We start from the raw sequence: 17797 nt of genomic DNA, 5'->3' as shown, positions 1-17797 counted from the left end.
GACGCGGGGTCGTTCAGGCGCGCCGGGGGCGCCAGGTCCGGGTGGACAGGCCCTGGCGGATGCGGGCCGCCGAGCGCGGGGCGAACGTGGCGCGGAACCGCGTGCTCCGGCTCATCGAGGCCCGCAGCGCCGCACACGCCTTCCGCACGTCCGCCGCGAGCCCCGGCGCCGCCCGCGCCCGCGGCGCGTAAAGCACCCGCTCCACCGCCGTGGCCACCCGGTGCACCGCCTCCGCCGTGGCCGCGTCGAGCTGTCCGGCCCGCACGATCCGCTCCGCCGCGCGCCGCGGCGTCAGCGAGTCGTCCGGCGGTATCCCGAGGTCCCAGGCGGTGTCGGTGAGCTCGCGCCACACCCGCAGGGTGTGCGGCAGCACGTCGGCCTCGCCCCTGAGCGGTGTTTCGAGCCGCGACGCCCGTACCCGCCTGCGCCACAGTATCGGCGACAGCGGCAGCAGCACCGCGGCCACCGCGACGGCCGTCCACAGCAGCGCTCCGGGCCACCCGGACCCGTCGTCACCGGCGGCGACCGCCGTCTCCTCCTGGTCCGGGCACGCCCCCAGCCGCTGCCTCTCCGCCGTGCAGCTCGCGGAGCTGGAGGGCTGCGGACGGGGCGCCGTCAGCTCGTCCTCCTCGGCGGCCTCCTCCTCCGGCTGGGCCGTCGCCCCCGGCGTGGTCTCGGGCAGCGTGTAGTCCGGCACGGTGCCCCGCGACGGCGTGGGCTCGAACCGGGTCCACCCCACGCCCTCGAAGTACAGCTCCGGCCAGGCGTGCGCGTCCCGCAGGCTCACCTCGACGCTGCCGTCGCCCTGCTCGGAACCGGGCGCGAAGCCCACGGCCACCCGGGCGGGGATGCCCAGCGACCGCGCCATCGAGGCCATCGCGAAGGAGAAGTGGACGCAGAAGCCGGTGCGCCGGTCGAGGAACCGGACGATCGCGTCCGAGCCGGTGCCCACGTCGACCTGGGTGTCGTAGGTGAAGTTGCCGGTGACCGCGAACCAGTCCTGCAGCGCGACCGCCTGCTCGTAGGCGTTCCGCGACCCCTCGGTGACCTGACGCGCCGTGGCGGCGACCTCCTCGGGCAGCGAGGCCGGCAGCTCCGTGAAGTTCCGCAGCTCCGGACCCGGCGGCGGCGCGGAGGCCAACTGCTCGCGGGTCGGCCGGACCTCCAGGCTCGCCACCTCCCAGGACTCACCCCGGGTGCTGGCGTCCCCGTCGCCGGCCACGGTCAGCCCCACCGGGTCGAGCCGCCAGTCGCCGTCCGCCTCGGCCCAGGCGGCCGGATAGGGCATCGGCAGGTGCTTCTGCCCGTACCAGTCGGCGGCCGACATCCGGCTGGTCACCTCGGTCCGCCGCACCTGCGGGTCCAGGCCGGGCGGGCCGGGGAAGCGGTCCGGCAGCGGGATCGTCCGCCGCGGCGACGCCTTCCAGGTGGCGCCGTCGAACTCGTCCAGCGAAGTGATCCGCAGGTACATGTCGTGCGTGCGGTCCGAGGTGCTCCGCACGGTCAGGGCCGTGCGGTCGTCGGTCTGGTTGAGGTTGTCCTGCAGCGTCAGCAGCAGGTCGACCGAGCTGGCCGGGCCGCGTCCGCCGCCGCCCGTGCCGCCCCCGGAGCCCAGGCCGGCCACCAGGCTGCCGCCGAGCGAGGGCATCGCCGCGGGCGCCAGCAGCGCCACGCCCAGGGCGGCCACGCCGATCCGGCGCCCCGTGCGCTGCCCGGTCCGCGCGGACGAGGCGGGCCCGCCGCCGAACGTCCTGCCCCACCGGGTGAGGCGTTCACGCCCGTCGGCGAGCAGCATCGCCAGGTATCCGGCAGCCGCCGCGCCGAACGCGAACGCCCCTGCGCCGCCCTCGTCCGCGAGGCCCGCTGCCACCGAGTACAGCGCCAGCAGCGGTAGCCCGGCCGGGGCGGTCAGACCGTAGGTCACCGCGAGGGCGTCCACCAGCAGCGCGATCAGCAGCACCCCGCCGATCAGCAGCAGCGCTATCCCCTCGGTCAGCGGCGCGGGGGTCGCGTAGCCGCCGACGTCCTCGACGCCCTGCCGCAGCAGCGCCCCCAGGCGCCGCACCGCCTCGGGCCCGGGCAGCAGCCAGGCCACCGCCTGCTCCCGGGCGAAGAGGAACGACAGCAGCGCCGCGGAGACCACCAGCTGCACCGCGACCACCGTCGGCCGGGGCATCGAGGACAGCCTGGCCAGCCTGCCCGCGCCCGCCAGCACGGCGACCGCGACGACCGCCTTCGGATACCAGGTGCCCTCCTCGGTAAGCGGCACCAGCGCCATCGCCGTGAGCAGCGTCGCCGCCGCCGAGGCCAGCGTCATCCTCGTCGTCACGCCCATCACCGGTCACCGCCTCCCGACACGCCCGTGCGTTCCCGGTCCGCCTGCTGCCACACCGAGGCCATCGGGGCGCCGCGCGGCGCCCGCACGACCGTCCAGCCCGCCTCCCGCAGCGCCCGCTCGGCACCCGGAGCCGTCCCGGCGGACCCTTCGGACGGGTCCTCCTCGTCCTCGCCGTCCGCCGTGTCCTCCGGGAGGAAGGCCAGTGCGCCGCCGGTGCGGTGCCGCATCCGGGCCACGATCCGCGCCTGCTCCTCGTCCAGAGCGCCCAGGAAGGCGACCAGCAGCCCCTCGTCGCTCCCGCGCAGCACGTCCTGCGCGGCCGACAGCGCGTCCCCCTCCGAGTGGCCGATGACCGCGAGGGTGTCCATCAGGAGCCCCGCCGCCTCGGCCGTCTCCGCGCCGGCGCCCCCGAACACGGCCGTGCCTTCCCCGGGCACCTGGGTGCCCGTGTCGGTCAGCAGCCGCACCGAGAAGCCCCGCTGCAGCATGTGCGTGAGCACCGAGGCCGCGCCGGACACCGACCACTCGAACGCCGAACCCGGCCCGGCCCCCCGGTAGGCGGTGCGTCGCGTGTCCAGCAGCACCGTGCACCGGGCCCGCTGCGGCTGCTCCTCACGGCGCACCATCAGCTCGCCGTACCGAGCCGTGGACCGCCAGTGCACCCGGCGCAGGTCGTCCCCGTACCGGTAGCCGCGCGGCAGCACGTCGTCCTCGCCGCCCACCGCCATCGACCGCTGCCGTCCGTCACCCAGCCCCTGGGCGCCGCGGCCCAGCCGCACCGGCGGCAGCGGCTCGACCTGCGGCACCACGGTCAGCATGTCGTGCGCCGCGAAGGACCGGGTCAGCTCGCACATCCCGAAGGGGTCGGCCAGGCGCAGCTCCAGCGGGCCCAGCGGATACCGCCCCCGCAGGTCGGAGCGGACCCGGTAGGACACCTCGCGCCGCCCGCCCGGCTCGATGCGGTCCAGCACGAACCGGGGCCGCGGCCCCAGCACGTACGGCACCCGGTCCTGCAGCATCAGCAGCCCGGTGGGCAGCCGGGCAACGTTGTCCACCCGCAGATGCACCCGCGCCTCGCCGCCCGACGGCACCCGCGCCGGCGTCAGCCGCCGCGAGGACGTCACCCGGTGCCTCGTCCGGTGCACCGCGACGGCGCACAGCAGGGGCAGCGCCGCCAGCAGCAGCCCCACCCGCAGCAGGTCCTCCTGGCCCAGCACGTACGCGCACACCCCCGCCGCGATCCCCGCGGCGAGGAACGAACGCCCCCGGGTGGTCAGCCCCGCCAGCGCCACCCGCACCCCGCCCCGCGCGGCCTGCCGCCCCCCGGGCGCCATCACAGACTCCGCGCGCCCGGGGAGGCGGGCACCGGCGTGCGGCCCAGGATCTCCCGCACCACCATCTCCGCCGTCCGCCCGCCCAACTGGGCCTGCGCCGTCGGCAGCAGACGGTGCGCCAGCACCGCCGGTGCCAGCGCCTGGACGTCGTCGGGGAGCGCGAACTCCCGCCCGCCCAGGGCCGCCGACGCCTTCGCCGCCCGGAGCAGGTGCAGGGTGGCGCGCGGCGAGGCGCCCAGTCTCAGGTCCGTGTGGGCGCGGGTCGCGGACACCAGCTCCACCGCGTACCGGCGGACCGGCTCCGAGACGTGCACCTCGCGGACCGTCTCGATCAGCTTCACCACGTCGTGCGCGTGCGCCACCGGCTGGAGGTCCTCCAGCGGGGACGCCCCGCCGTGCACGTCCAGCATCCTCAGCTCGGCGTCCGCGCTGGGGTAGCCGATGGAGACCCGGGCCATGAACCGGTCCCGCTGCGCCTCCGGCAGCGGGTAGGTGCCCTCCATCTCCACCGGGTTCTGGGTGGCCACCACCATGAACGGGCTGGGCAGCGGATAGGTCTGCCCGTCGATGGTGACCTGACGCTCCTCCATGGACTCCAGCAGCGCCGACTGGGTCTTGGGGGAGGCGCGGTTGATCTCGTCGCCGATCACCATCTGGGAGAAGATCGCGCCCGGCTTGAACTCGAAGTCCCGCCGCTGCTGGTCCCAGATGGACACGCCGGTGACGTCCGACGGCAGCAGGTCGGGGGTGAACTGGATGCGGCGCACCGAGCAGTCGACCGCTCGCGCCAGCGCCTTGGCCAGCATGGTCTTGCCGACGCCCGGCACGTCCTCTATCAGCAGGTGTCCCTCGGCGAGCAGGACGGTCAGCGAGAGCCGCACGACCTCCGGCTTGCCCTCGATCACCCGCTCGACCGCTTCCCGTATCCGCTCCACCGTCGCGGTCAGATCGGAAAGGTTCCCTCGGTCGTCATAGCCCGTCACCCGGCCCTCCTCGGCCCCGTCGAATCCCCAAGGGGGCCGGCGAAGCCCGGGGTCCCCCGCTCGCATTCTTGTTCGCCGAGGTCCCACCTGTCATGACGTGTGGAAAACAGCGGCCCGGAGCCCGCGCGCCCTGTGGACAACTCGTGCGACTACGGCAGGGTTTGTCACCCGCACGGGGGACACGGAGGGAGCACGCGGGACGACGGAACGCCCGGCCCGGGAAGAACCCGGACCGGGCGTGAACACCCGAGCGCCGCGTCGGCAGCGTCGGCCGCGCCAGCCGCGTGGTGCCGCGTCAGCGGCGTCAGCCGCGTGGTGTCGCGTCAGGCCGCGTCGATCTCCCGCAGCAGACCGGTCCGCACGTCGAAGACGAAACCGCGGACGTCCTCGGTGTGCAGCAGGAACGGGGAGGTCCGCACCTTCTGGATGGACTGCCGGACGTCCTGCTCCACGTCGCGGAACGCCTCCACCGCCCACGTCGGGCGCTGCCCGACCTCCATCTCCAGCTCGTGCCGGAACTCCTCGGTCAGCGTCTCCAGGCCGCAGCCGGTGTGGTGGATCAGCACCACGCTGCGCGTGCCGAGGGCGCGCTGGCTGATGGTCAGGGAGCGGATCACGTCGTCGGTGACCACGCCGCCCGCGTTGCGGATGGTGTGGCAGTCGCCGAGATCGAGGCCGAGCGCGGCGTGCAGGTCGAGACGGGCGTCCATGCAGGCGACGACCGCCACCTGGAGAACCGGGCGGGCGTCCATCCCGGGGTCGGTGAAGGCCTTGGCGTAGTGCTCGTTCGCCTCGACCAGGCGGTCGGTCACGGTGCTGCGGGAGTCGGCACCGGAGGTGGGGGCGGGGGAGCCGGCAGAAGCAGAAGTCGACATGAGGAAGACGTTACTGGCCGCATCCCGCACCGACAGTTGCGGAAGGGGACAAAGAGAGCCGTGGATCTTCTGTGTGAGGTAACCCACAAGGGTGGAGTGCGCTGCGCCGCACGGGTGAACCGTGCCGTGCGGAGGCGACATCGTCCCGCCGCGGGGCGACTCGCAGGGCAGTTGATTGACCGGCAGACAGGGTGGACTAAAGTGACGCGAAGCGGGAGGCGAGACACGCGAGACTCTCCCCGCTGGACTGAATTCCGGAGGGCCCGGGCCGAGGCGGCCCAGGACCTCCCCACGTGCGCGGCGCGTACGTGCGGCTCGGCCTCCTCCCGCTCCCGGCCGGCCGACGCTCCCGGCGCCGGCAGGCCTTCCCTTCGCGAGCGGTCGGGGACCCGGTCGCGCGTATCGCCGCGCGGACCTGAGAGGGCCCCTTGAGCGAGAGCCGACATGTCCCTGTGATGCTCCGGCGGTGCCTGGACCTCCTGGCGCCCGCCCTGGAGCGGCCGGGAGCGGTCGTGATCGACTGCACCCTCGGCCTCGGCGGGCACAGCGAGGCCATGCTCACCAGGTTCCCCGAGGTGCGGCTGATCGGCCTGGACCGCGACAAGGAGGCCCTGCGGCTCTCCGGCGAGCGGCTCGCCCCCTTCGGCGACCGCGCCACCCTGGTGCACGCCGTCTACGACGAGCTCCCCGAGGTCCTCGACCGCCTCGGCATCCCCCGCAGGCACGGCGTCCAGGGCATCCTGTTCGACCTCGGCGTCTCCTCGATGCAGCTCGACGAGGCCGACCGGGGCTTCGCCTACGCCCAGGACGCCCCGCTCGACATGCGCATGGACCAGACCACCGGCATCGGCGCCGCCGAGGTCCTCAACACCTACCCGCCCGGCGAGCTCGTGCGCATCCTGCGCGCCTACGGCGAGGAGAAGCAGGCCAAGCGGATCGTCTCCGCCGTCGTCCGGGAGCGCGAGAAGGAACCCTTCTCGAACAGCGCCCGCCTGGTGCAGGTCATCCGCGACGCCCTGCCGCAGGCCGCCAAGCGCACCGGCGGCAACCCGGCCAAGCGGACCTTCCAGGCCCTGCGCATCGAGGTCAACGGCGAACTGAGCGTGCTGGAGCGGGCCGTCCCCGCCGCGGTGCGGGCGCTCGCGGTCGGCGGGCGGATCGGCGTGCTCTCCTACCACTCCCTGGAGGACCGGCTGGTCAAGCAGGTCTTCGCGGCCGGCGCCGCCTCCACCGCGCCGGCCGGGCTGCCGGTCGTCCCCGAGGAGTACCAGCCGCGCCTGAAGCTGCTCACCCGCGGCGCCGAGCTGCCCACCGACGAGGAGATCGCGGAGAACAGCCGGGCCGCGCCCGCCCGGTTCCGCGGGGCGGAGCGGATCAGGGAGGACGTCCGGTGAGCACCGGTCACCACGAGGAGGTCGGATGAGCGGGAAGCCCCAGCTCAGGGGGCGTGCGGCACGGCTGGCGGCGCTGCTGCCCACCGGGACCAGCCAGGCGGCCCGCACTCCGTTCGTCCTGCTGGTGGTCACCCTGCTGGGTGGCGGACTGATCGCCCTGCTGCTGCTCAACTCGGCGCTCAGCGAGGGGTCGTTCCGCCTCTCCGACCTGCGCCAGGAGACCAAGACGCTGACCGACGAGGAGCAGGCCCTGCAGCGCGACGTGGACGCCTACGCGGCGCCCGACGCGCTGGCCCGCCGCGCCCAGGAACTCGGCATGGTGCCCGGCGGCGACCCCGCCTTCCTGGAGCCGGACGGCACCGTCCGCGGCGAGCCCGGCCGCGCCAGCGCCGCGCCCTCGCCGACCGGGACCAGCCAGGCGGCCGACCGGTCCGCGTCCCCGTCCGGATCCACGTCCGGGACCCCGTCCGAGGCCGCCGGACCGGGCGGCTCCGCGGCCCCCTCCGGCAGCGGGGAACCGAAGGCCTCCGGCCCGGCGTCCACCCCGAGGCCGGGATCCGCGGCCGGGTCGCCCTCGTCGTCCCGGGGCCCCGCGGCGTCCGACCCGAGTTCTCCGACCCCCGGCAGGTGACGGAAGTGCCCGACAGGCAAGCCCAGCGACGCCGCGTCCCCGCGCCGGCCCGGCAGGGCCGCCCCGCCGGCCAGGCGGGCCGCCGCACGTCCGGAGCCGGCGGCCGCGGCGGCGGACGGCCCGCACCCCCGCGCCGCCCGTCCGGCGCCAAGCCCCTGCGCCTCGGCAGCCCCCGCCCCCGGCTCCGGCTGATCGGCGTGGCGCTCACCCTGGTGCTGGCCGCCTTCCTGGTGCGGCTGCTCCAGGTGCAGGCCGTGGACGCGAGCACCTACACCGCCAAGGCGCAGCAGAACCGCTACGTCGACCAGAAGGTCGAGGCGGTACGCGGCGGCATCACCGACCGCAACGGGGTCGCCCTGGCCAGCAGCGTCGACGCCAACGACATCACCGCCGACCCCACGATGTTCACCCGCAAGGCCACCGGCGTCGACGACGCCCCGGAGAAGGCCGCCGAACTGCTCGCCCAGGTCCTCGGCGGCGACGAGCAGGACCAGGCGGAGTTCGCCCGCAAGCTGCGCACCGAGAACACCATGTACGTGCTGCTGGCCCGGCGGCGCACTCCCCAGGAGTGGCAGCAGATCGCCGACCTCAAGGCCGAGCTCGCCCGCCAGGCCGGCGAGGACAAGAGCGTGGTCAACGTGCTGGCCGGCGTCTTCTCCGCCCCCAGCAGCAAGCGCGTCTACCCCAACGGCGACCTGGCCGCCGCGGTGCTCGGCTGGGTCGACGCCGACGGCGCGGGCGGCGGCGGCATCGAACGGCAGCTCCAGGAGGCCCTGGCCGGCCGCGACGGCGAGATCCGCTACGCGCAGTCCGGCGGCCGCCAGGTGCCCACGGCCGGACTGAGCGAGAAGCCCGCCGTGCCCGGCTCCACCGTCGAGCTCACCCTCGACCGGGACATCCAGTGGGCGGCGCAGAAGGCGATCTCCGACCAGGTGGCCAGGTCCAAGGCGGACCGCGGCTACGTCATCGTCCAGGACACCGGCACCGGCGAGATCCTGGCCATGGCCAACGCCCCGGGCTTCGATCCCAACGACCTCTCGCGGGCCGACCCCGCGGCGCTGCGCAACGCCGCCGTGGAGGACGCCTTCGAACCCGGCTCCACCGCCAAGGTGATCTCCATGGCCGCCGTCCTCGACGAGGGCGTGGCCACCCCCGGCACCCATGTCACGGTCCCCAACCGGCTCCACCGAGGCGACCGGCTCTTCCGCGACGACGTCGACCACGAGACCTGGCACCTCACGCTCAACGGCGTGCTCGCCAAGTCCAGCAACATCGGCACCATCATGGCCACCGGCCAGCTCGGCGACACGCAGAAGGAGGCCAACCAGGTCCTCCACTCCTACCTGCGCAAGTTCGGCCTCGGTCAGCCCACCGGGCTCGGCTTCCCGGGCGAGACACCCGGCATCCTGGCCCCGCCCGGTGACTGGTCGACCTCGCAGCAGTACACCATCCCGTTCGGCCAGGGCGTCTCCATCAACGCCCTCCAGGCGGCCTCCGTCTACTCGACGGTCGCCAACGGCGGCGTCCGGGTGGAACCCACCCTGGTCCGCGGCACGCGCGGCCCCGACGGCGCCTTCACCCCGGCCGACGAACCGAAGAAGACCCGGGTGGTCAGCGAGAAGACGGCGCGCACGCTCTCCCGGATGCTGGAGTCCGTCGTCGACGACGGCGAGGGCACCGGAACCAAGGCCCGCATCCCCGGGTACCGGGTGGCCGGCAAGACCGGCACCGCCAACCGGGTGGATCCGGTCACCGGCAAGTACCGCGGCTACACCTCCTCCTTCGCCGGGTTCGCCCCCGCCGACAAGCCGCGCGTCACCGTCTACTGCGTCATCCAGAACCCGACCGAGGGCAGCCACTTCGGCGGCCAGATCTGCGGCCCCGTGCACAAGCAGGTCATGGAGTTCGCCCTGAAGACCCTCCAGGTCCCGCCCACCGGAGAGGAACCGGCCCGACTGCCCGTCACCTTCGAACCCTGAGCACGCAGCACACCGCCAGCACGACCCAGAACAGCAGGTAAGCCCGTGACGACGATCACCTCCGGTCCCGGCCCCGCCGACGGATCCGGTCACGCCCCGCCCGGCCCCTCGCTTCGCTCCGGCGCCCCCGCGCCCGGTACGCTCACCGCCGTGCCACAAGCTGATCAGTCCCCCCACGACCAGAAGCCCGCGGGGCCGCCGAGGCCCGCCCGGGCCGCCGCGACCCCCCTCGGCGAGCTGGCCCGCGCACTCGGCGCCCCGGACCCGGCGGGCGCCGCCGAGGTCACCGGCATCACCCACGACTCCCGCGCGGTCCGCCCCGGCGACCTGTACGCCGCCCTGCCCGGCGCGCGCGCCCACGGAGCCGACTTCGCAGCCCAGGCCGCCGCCCTCGGCGCCGCCGCCGTGCTGACCGACCCGGCCGGCGCCGACCGCGCCGCCGCCACCGGCCTGCCGGTCCTCGTCACCGAGGATCCGCGCGGCCGGATGGGCGAACTCGCCGCCACCGTCTACGGCCGCCCCGGCGACGCCCTGCTGCAGATCGGCATCACCGGCACCTCCGGCAAGACCACCACCGCCTACCTGGTCGAGGGCGGCCTGCGCACCGCCCGTTCCACCGGACTGATCGGCACGGTCGAGATGCGGATCGGCGACGAGCGCATCAAGTCCGAGCGCACCACCCCCGAGGCCACCGACCTCCAGGCCCTCTTCGCGGTGATGCGCGAACGCGGCGTGGAGGCCGTCGCCATGGAGGTCTCCAGCCACGCGCTGGTGCTGGGCCGGGTCGACGGCTGCGTCTTCGACGTCGCCGTCTTCAGCAACCTCAGCCCGGAGCACATGGACTTCCACCCGGACATGGAGGACTACTTCCGGGCCAAGGCCGCCCTGTTCACCCCGGAGCGCAGCCGCCTCGGCGTGGTCAACGTCGACGACGAGTACGGCCGCCGCCTCGCCCACGAGGCCACCGTCCCGGTGATCACCTACTCCGCCGACGGCAGCCCCGACGCCGACTGGCGTGCCGAGGACGTCACCACCGGCCCGCTGGACTCCACGTTCACCGCCGTCGGCCCCAAGGGCGAGCGGATCACCGCCCGCGCCCCGCTGCCGGGCTGGTTCAACGTGGCCAACACCCTCGCCGCGATCGTGGCGCTGGCCGCCGCCGGACTCGACCCGCAGGCCGCCGCCGACGGCGTCGCCGCGGTGCCCGGCGTGCCCGGCCGGCTCGAGCGCGTGGACGCCGGCCAGCCCTACCTGGCCGTCGTCGACTACGCCCACAAGACCGACGCCGTCGAATCGGTGCTGCGCGCGCTGCGCCAGGTCACCGAGGGACGCGTGCACGTCGTCATCGGCTGCGGCGGCGACCGCGACACCACCAAACGGGGCCCGATGGGCGCCGCCGCGGCCCGCCTCGCCGACACCGCCGTGCTCACCTCCGACAACCCCCGCTCCGAGGACCCCCTGTCGATCCTCGCCGCCATGCTCCAGGGCGCCGCCTCGGTGCCCGCCCACGAACGCGGCGAGGTGCGGGTCTTCGAGGACCGCGCGGCGGCCGTCGAGGCCGCCGTCGCCCTCGCCGGACCCGGCGACACCGTGCTGGTCGCCGGCAAGGGCCACGAGCAGGGCCAGGACATCGCCGGCGTCGTCCGGCCCTTCGACGACCGCCAGGTCCTCCGCGAAGCCATCCAGAAGACCCAGGCACCCCAGCAGACCCAGGGATGAACCAGTGATCGCCCTCTCCCTCGCCGAGATCGCAGAAGCCGTCGGCGGGCAGACGCACGACATACCGGATCCGTCCGTCAAGGTCACCGGATCCGTCGTCCGCGACTCCCGTGACGTGACGCCAGGAAGCCTCTTCGCCGCCTTCGCGGGCGAGCGCGTCGACGGCCACGACTTCGCCGCGCAGGTCGTCGAGGCGGGAGCCGTCGCCGTGCTGGCGTCCCGCCCCGTCGGCGTGCCCGCGATCGTCGTGGACGACGTCAAGGCCGCCCTCGGCGCCCTCGCCCGCCACGTGGTGAACCGGCTCGGCGCCACCCTCGTCGCCCTCACCGGGTCCGCCGGGAAGACCAGCACCAAGGACCTCATCGCCCAGGTGCTCGGCCGCAAGGCGCCCACGGTCTGGACGCCGGGCTCGCTGAACAACGAGATCGGGCTCCCGCTCACCGCGCTCGGCGCCACCGCGGAAACCCGTTTCCTGGTGCTGGAGATGGGCGCGCGCGGCATCGGCCACATTCGCTACCTCTGCGGCCTCACCCCGCCGCGGATCGGCGTCGTGCTCAACGTGGGCAGCGCCCACATCGGCGAGTTCGGCGGCCGGGAGCAGATCGCCCAGGCCAAGGGCGAGATGGTCGAGGCGCTGCCGTCCGCCGAGGACGGCGGCATCGCCGTGCTCAACATGGACGATCCGTACGTCAAGGCCATGGCCTCCCGCACCACGGCGAAGACGGTCTTCTTCGGCGAGGCGGACGAAGCGGACGTTCGCGCCGAGAACGTCCGACTCACGGACACCGGACGCCCCGCGTTCCGCCTCCACACACCCTCCGGGTGCAGCGATGTGACCATGCGCCTGTACGGTGAGCACCACGTGTCGAACGCGCTCGCCGCGGCCGCCGTCGCCCATGAGCTGGGCATGTCCGCGGAAGAGATCGCCCTCGCGCTCTCCGAGGCGGACTCCCTCTCCCGCTGGCGGATGGAGGTCACCGAGCGCCCGGACGGCGTGACCGTCGTCAACGACGCCTACAACGCGAACCCCGAGTCCATGCGAGCCGCCCTGCGCGCGCTCGTCGCCATGGGTGAGACGGCACGGGCCAAGGGGGGCCGCACGTGGGCGGTGCTCGGCCAGATGGCCGAGCTCGGGGACGAGGCGCTCGCCGAGCACGACGCCGTCGGACGGCTCGCCGTCCGGCTCAATGTCGGCAAGCTCGTCGCGGTCGGGGGCCAGGAGGCCCGCTGGCTGCAACTGGGCGCATACAACGAGGGTTCGTGGGGTGAGGAGTCGGTGCACGTGTCCGACGCAGAGGCGGCGATCGACCTGTTGCGCAGCGAGCTGCGACCGGGGGACGTCGTCCTGGTGAAGGCGTCCCGGTCGGTGGGGCTCGAGAAGGTCGCCGAGGCGCTGCTCGAGGGTGAGGTCGCCGCCCGATGATGAAGCAGATCCTGTTCGCGGGAGTCATCGGTCTCTTCCTGACCCTGATCGGCACACCGCTGCTGATCAAGCTGCTGGCCAAGAAGGGCTACGGCCAGTACATCCGCGACGACGGCCCGCGCGAGCACCACAGCAAGCGCGGCACGCCCACCATGGGCGGCATCGCCTTCATCCTGGCGACGATCGTCGCCTACTTCGCGGCCAAGCTGATCACCGGTTACGAGCCCACGCTCTCCGGTCTGCTGGTCCTCGGCCTGATGGCCGGCATGGGCCTGGTCGGCTTCCTCGACGACTACATCAAGATCGTCAAGAGGCGTTCGCTGGGCCTGCGGGCCAAGGCGAAGATGGCCGGCCAGCTCATCGTGGGCGTCGCCTTCGCGGTGCTCTCGCTGCAGTTCGCGGACATCCGGGGCAACACCCCGGCGTCCACCCGGATCTCGTTCGTCGAGGACTTCGGCTGGTCGATCGGCCCGGTCCTGTTCGTGGTCTGGGCGCTGTTCATGATCCTCGCCATGTCGAACGGCGTGAACCTCACCGACGGCCTCGACGGCCTCGCCACCGGCGCCTCGGTGATGGTCTTCGGCGCCTACACCTTCATCGGCGTCTGGCAGTTCCAGGAGTCCTGCGCCAACGCGACGACCCTCACCAACCCGAACGCCTGCTTCGAGGTGCGCGATCCGCTGGACCTCGCGGTGGTCGCCGCGGCCCTGATGGGCGCCTGCTTCGGCTTCCTGTGGTGGAACACCTCGCCGGCGAAGATCTTCATGGGCGACACCGGTTCGCTCGCCCTCGGCGGCGCGCTGGCCGGCCTCGCGATCTGCTCCCGCACCGAGCTCCTGCTCGCGCTGCTGGGCGGTCTGTTCGTCCTCATCACCATGTCGGTGGTCATCCAGGTCGGCTCTTTCAAGCTGACCGGCAAGCGCGTCTTCCGGATGGCACCACTGCAGCACCACTTCGAACTCAAGGGCTGGTCCGAAGTCCTCGTGGTGGTCCGCTTCTGGATCATCCAGGGCATGTGCGTGATCGTCGGACTCGGCATCTTCTACGCGGGATGGGCGGCCAACAAGTGACCCACAGCCAGGAGTGGCGGGGGAAGTACGTCATCGTCGCCGGACTCGGCGTCTCCGGCGTCCCGGCGGCCAAGGTGCTCGCCGGGCTGGGAGCGCACGTCACCGTCGTCAACGACGGCGACGACGAGCGCGCCCGGGCCCAGGCGGCCGAACTCGCCGAGCTGGGCGTCACCGTCCGGCTCGGCGACGGGGACACCCTGCCCGACGGCGCCGAACTGATCGTCACCGCGCCCGGCTGGCGGCCCGACAAGCCGCTGTTCGCCGCCGCCGCCGAGGCCGGCGTGCCGGTCTGGGGTGACGTCGAACTCGCCTGGCGCCTGCGCGACCTGGACGGCCGCACCCCCGCCCCCTGGCTCTGCGTCACCGGCACCAACGGCAAGACCACCACCACCCGGATGCTCGCCTCCATCCTGGAGGCCGCCGGACTGCGCACCGCCGCCGTCGGCAACATCGGGGTCTCCCTGCTGGACGCCGTGCTCGGCGACACCGAGTACGACGTGCTCGCCGTCGAGCTCTCCAGCTACCAGCTGCACTGGGCGCCCTCGCTGCGCGCCCACTCGGCCGCCGTCCTCAACCTGGCCCCCGACCACCTCGACTGGCACGGCTCCCTGCAGGCGTACGCCGCCGACAAGGGCCGCGTCTACGAGGGCAACCAGGTCGCCTGCGTCTACAACGCGGCCGACCAGGCCACCGAGGACATGGTGCGCGAGGCCGACGTCGAGGAGGGCTGCCGCGCCATCGGCTTCACCCTCGGCACCCCCGGCCCCTCCCAGGTCGGCGTGGTGGACGGCATCCTGGTCGACCGGGCCTTCGTCGAGAACCGGCAGAAGAACGCCCAGGAGCTCGCCGAGGTCACCGACGTCCGGCCGTCGGTGCCGCACAACATCGCCAACGCCCTCGCCGCCGCTGCCCTGGCCCGCGCCTTCGGCGTCCCGGCCACCGCGGTCCGCGACGGCCTGCGCGCCTTCCGCCCCGACGCCCACCGCATCGCCCACGTCGCCGACGTCGACGGCGTCGCCTACGTGGACGACTCCAAGGCCACCAACACGCACGCCGCGGAGGCCTCCCTGGCGTCCTACGCGTCCGTGGTGTGGATCGCCGGCGGGCTCGCCAAGGGCGCCACCTTCGACGAACTGGTGGCCAAGGCGGCCGAGCGGCTGCGCGGCGTGGTGCTGATCGGTGCCGACCGGGCGCTGATCCGCGAGGCGCTGGAACGCCACGCCCCCGACGTGCCGGTGGTCGACCTCGACCGCACCGACGACGGGGCGATGGCCGCCGCCGTCGCCGAGGCCCGCGCCCTCGCCCGGAAGGGCGACACGGTGCTGCTGGCCCCCGCCTGCGCGTCGATGGACATGTTCGCCAACTACAACGTCCGTGGTGAGGCGTTCGAGACGGCCGTACGCGAACTGGGCTGACGCCGGAGGGCGGTCGGGGCCACCCCCGGCCGCCCTTTCGCGTCCGCCGTGCCGCCCGCGCGCCCGGGACGCCCGTGTCCGGCGGGTCTGCTGCGGGCACAGGGGGAACGCGTGGTTGGATCGGTCGCCGACCGGAAGGGGTGCCATGGAACGCAACGGGACGAAGCGTCCCCCCGGCCCGGGCCGGGGCCGCGCCGCCCGCGTGCCCGCGCCCGCCGCGGCGCGGCCCGCCGAACCGGTGCGCGACAACCCGCTGCGCCGGGCCGTCACGCGCGCCCGCAAGGCCTGGGACCGGCCGCTCACCGCCTACTACCTGATCCTGGGCGGCAGTTCGCTCATCATCGTGCTCGGCCTGGTGATGGTCTACTCGGCCTCCCAGATCACCGCCCTGCGCTACTCGCTGCCCGGCGCCTACTTCTTCCGCAAGCAGCTCCTCGCCGCCGTCATCGGCGGGCTGCTGCTGCTCGCCGCCTCCCGGATGCCCGTCAAACTCCACCGGGCACTGGCCTACCCGATCCTCGCCTGCTCCGTCGGCCTGATGATCCTGGTGCAGATCCCCGGGATAGGGGTGGCGGTCAACGGCAACCAGAACTGGATCCCGCTGGGCGGGAGTTTCCAGATCCAGCCCAGCGAGTTCGGCAAGCTGGCCCTGGTGCTGTGGGGCGCCGACCTGATGGCCCGCAAGCACGACAAGCGGCTGCTGACCCAGTGGAAGCACCTGCTGGTCCCGCTGGTTCCGGTGGCGTTCCTGCTGCTCGCGCTGATCATGATCGGCGGGGACATGGGAACCGCCATGGTCCTCACCGCGATCCTCTTCGGCATCCTGTGGCTGGCCGGGGCCCCCACCCGGCTCTTCGCCGGCGTGCTGGCCGTCGCGGGCGCCATAGGCCTCTACTTCATCACCAGCAGCGAGAACCGGATGGCCCGGCTGGCCTGCCTCGGCGCCACCGACCCCGGCCCCCAGGACCAGTGCTGGCAGGCACTGCACGGCCTCTACGCCCTGGCCTCCGGCGGCCTGTTCGGCTCCGGGCTCGGCGCGAGCGTGGAGAAATGGGGGCAACTCCCCGAAGCCCACACCGACTTCATCTTCGCCATCACCGGTGAGGAACTGGGCCTGGCGGGGACACTGTCGGTGCTCGCCCTCTTCGCCGCTCTAGGCTATGCGGGCATCCGCGTGGCCGGACGCACGGAGGATCCCTTCGTACGGTATGCCGCGGGAGGCGTGACCACCTGGATCACGGCGCAGGCCATGGTCAACATGGGTGCGGTGCTCGGCCTGCTGCCGATCGCCGGAGTCCCCCTCCCGCTGTTCTCCTACGGCGGATCGGCCCTGCTGCCGACCATGTTCGCCGTCGGGCTGCTGATCGCGTTCGCGCGTGACGAGCCCGCCGCGCGGGCGGCGCTTGCGATGCGCCAACCCCGCTTTGGTAAAAAGCGGGCGGGGAAGAACCGGCCGGTCCGGGAACCCCGTAGATGGAACACGATGCGACGGCGTGCCTCGGCGCGCTCGTCCGGAGAGCGGTGAATTTCGGTGCATGTCGTACTCGCCGGCGGAGGAACCGCGGGCCACATCGAGCCCGCGCTCGCCCTCGCGGACGCCCTGCGCAGGCAGGACCCGACCGTGGGCATCACGGCCCTGGGCACGGAGCGCGGTCTGGAGACGCGCCTGGTGCCCGAACGCGGCTACGAGCTGGCGCTGATCCCGGCCGTCCCGCTGCCCCGCAAGCCGACCCCGGAGCTGATCACCGTGCCCGGCCGGCTGCGCGGCACCATCCGGGCCGCCGAGGAGATCCTGGAGCGCACCAAGGCCGACGCCGTGGTCGGCTTCGGTGGCTACGTGGCGCTGCCCGGCTACCTGGCCGCCAAGCGCCTGGGTGTGCCGATCGTCATCCACGAGGCCAACGCCCGCCCCGGCCTGGCCAACAAGATCGGCTCCCGGTACGCCTCCCGCGTCGCGGTCGCCACCCCGGACAGCAAGCTGCGCGGCGCCCGCTACATCGGCATCCCGCTGCGCCGCTCCATCGCCACCCTCGACCGGGCCGCCGTGCGCCCCGAGGCGCGCGCCGCCTTCGGCCTCGACCCCAACCTGCCCACGCTGCTGGTGACCGGCGGCTCGCAGGGCGCCCGCCGCCTCAACGAGGTGATCCAGCAGGTCGCCCCGCGCCTCCAGCAGTCCGGGGTCCAGATCCTGCACGCGGTCGGCCCGAAGAACGAGCTGCCGCAGGTCCACCAGATGCCGGGCATGCCCCCGTACATCCCGGTGAGTTACCTGGACCGGATGGACCTCGCCTACGCGGCGGCCGACATGATGCTGTGCCGCGCGGGCGCGATGACCGTCGCCGAGCTCTCCGCCGTGGGGCTGCCCGCCGCCTACGTGCCGCTGCCCATCGGCAACGGCGAACAGCGGCTCAACGCCCAGCCGGTGGTCAAGGCCGGCGGCGGCATGCTGGTCGACGACGCGGAACTGACCCCGGAATGGGTCCTGCAGAACGTCCTGCCCGTGCTCACCGACCCGCACCGGCTCTACCAGATGTCCCGCTCCGCCGCCGAGTTCGGCCGCCGGGACGCCGACGAACTGCTCGTCGGCATGGTGTACGAGGCCATCGCGGAGGCCCGCCGCGCCTGACGGCACGGCG

At 73.7% G+C, this 17797-nt stretch carries 13 protein-coding genes; 9 read left to right on the top strand and 4 right to left on the bottom strand.

Translation table 11 applies throughout. The annotated features are described in order from the left end of the window. Positions 1–13: 13 nt before the first annotated feature. From ABZ836_RS02915 to ABZ836_RS02900, 4 genes are all read right to left on the bottom strand, one after another. Positions 14–2329, bottom strand: coding sequence for a DUF3488 and transglutaminase-like domain-containing protein (locus ABZ836_RS02915; RefSeq protein WP_361138673.1), 2316 nt, complete (start codon positions 2327–2329; stop codon positions 14–16). 5 nt (positions 2330–2334) lie between these two features. After that, complete coding sequence (locus ABZ836_RS02910) at positions 2335–3672, bottom strand: DUF58 domain-containing protein (protein ID WP_361138670.1); 1338 nt, start codon at positions 3670–3672, stop codon at positions 2335–2337. Next, positions 3672–4655, bottom strand: coding sequence for a MoxR family ATPase (locus ABZ836_RS02905; protein WP_361138667.1), 984 nt, complete (start codon positions 4653–4655; stop codon positions 3672–3674). Before ABZ836_RS02905 ends, ABZ836_RS02910 begins: the two co-directional genes overlap by 1 nt. Before the next feature lie 323 nt (positions 4656–4978). Next, the gene (locus ABZ836_RS02900) at positions 4979–5530 is read right to left on the bottom strand and encodes a carbonic anhydrase (RefSeq protein ID WP_356130812.1); all 552 of its coding nucleotides are present in this window, start codon (positions 5528–5530) and stop codon (positions 4979–4981) included. A gap of 428 nt (positions 5531–5958) precedes the next feature. On the opposite strand from ABZ836_RS02900, the gene rsmH reads away from it, so the two are divergent. The 9 genes from rsmH (at position 5959) to murG (ending at position 17787) form a co-directional block, all read left to right on the top strand. Further along, positions 5959–6924, top strand: coding sequence for a 16S rRNA (cytosine(1402)-N(4))-methyltransferase RsmH (rsmH, locus tag ABZ836_RS02895; protein WP_356130814.1), 966 nt, complete (start codon positions 5959–5961; stop codon positions 6922–6924). Between the two features lie 25 nt (positions 6925–6949). Then, complete coding sequence (locus tag ABZ836_RS02890; protein ID WP_356130816.1) at positions 6950–7555, top strand: septum formation initiator family protein; 606 nt, start codon at positions 6950–6952, stop codon at positions 7553–7555. 5 nt (positions 7556–7560) lie between these two features. Further along, positions 7561–9534 carry a penicillin-binding protein 2 gene (locus ABZ836_RS02885; RefSeq protein WP_356130818.1) on the top strand — a complete coding sequence of 658 codons (1974 nt, stop codon included), beginning with the start codon at positions 7561–7563 and terminating at the stop codon, positions 9532–9534. Between the two features lie 150 nt (positions 9535–9684). Then, a complete protein-coding gene (locus tag ABZ836_RS02880; protein ID WP_356130820.1) occupies positions 9685–11253 on the top strand; it encodes a UDP-N-acetylmuramoyl-L-alanyl-D-glutamate--2,6-diaminopimelate ligase in 1569 nt (522 codons plus the stop codon). 4 nt (positions 11254–11257) lie between these two features. After that, positions 11258–12676, top strand: a complete 1419-nt coding sequence (gene murF, locus ABZ836_RS02875; protein ID WP_356130821.1) for a UDP-N-acetylmuramoyl-tripeptide--D-alanyl-D-alanine ligase — start codon at positions 11258–11260, stop codon at positions 12674–12676. Further along, a complete protein-coding gene (gene mraY, locus ABZ836_RS02870; RefSeq protein WP_356130823.1) occupies positions 12673–13746 on the top strand; it encodes a phospho-N-acetylmuramoyl-pentapeptide-transferase in 1074 nt (357 codons plus the stop codon). The genes murF and mraY overlap by 4 nt, the downstream gene beginning before the upstream one ends. Next, complete coding sequence (gene murD / locus ABZ836_RS02865; protein ID WP_361138660.1) at positions 13728–15161, top strand: UDP-N-acetylmuramoyl-L-alanine--D-glutamate ligase; 1434 nt, start codon at positions 13728–13730, stop codon at positions 15159–15161. Before mraY ends, murD begins: the two co-directional genes overlap by 19 nt. A 145-nt stretch (positions 15162–15306) precedes the next feature. Continuing rightward, positions 15307–16686: a putative lipid II flippase FtsW gene (gene ftsW, locus ABZ836_RS02860; protein WP_356130827.1), complete on the top strand. Its 1380-nt coding sequence runs from the start codon at positions 15307–15309 to the stop codon at positions 16684–16686. A 6-nt stretch (positions 16687–16692) separates the two neighbouring features. Further along, entirely contained in the window at positions 16693–17787 is a 1095-nt protein-coding gene (murG, locus tag ABZ836_RS02855) for an undecaprenyldiphospho-muramoylpentapeptide beta-N-acetylglucosaminyltransferase (RefSeq protein ID WP_356130829.1), read from the top strand. The last annotated feature ends 10 nt before the right edge of the window (positions 17788–17797 follow it).

Origin of the sequence: Streptomyces sp. NPDC047130 (assembly GCF_040643475.1) — a bacterium.
In the GTDB taxonomy this organism is placed as follows: domain Bacteria; phylum Actinomycetota; class Actinomycetes; order Streptomycetales; family Streptomycetaceae; genus Streptomyces.
Note: the sequence above shows the minus strand (reverse complement) of the source record. Positions and strands in the feature narration are given on the sequence as shown.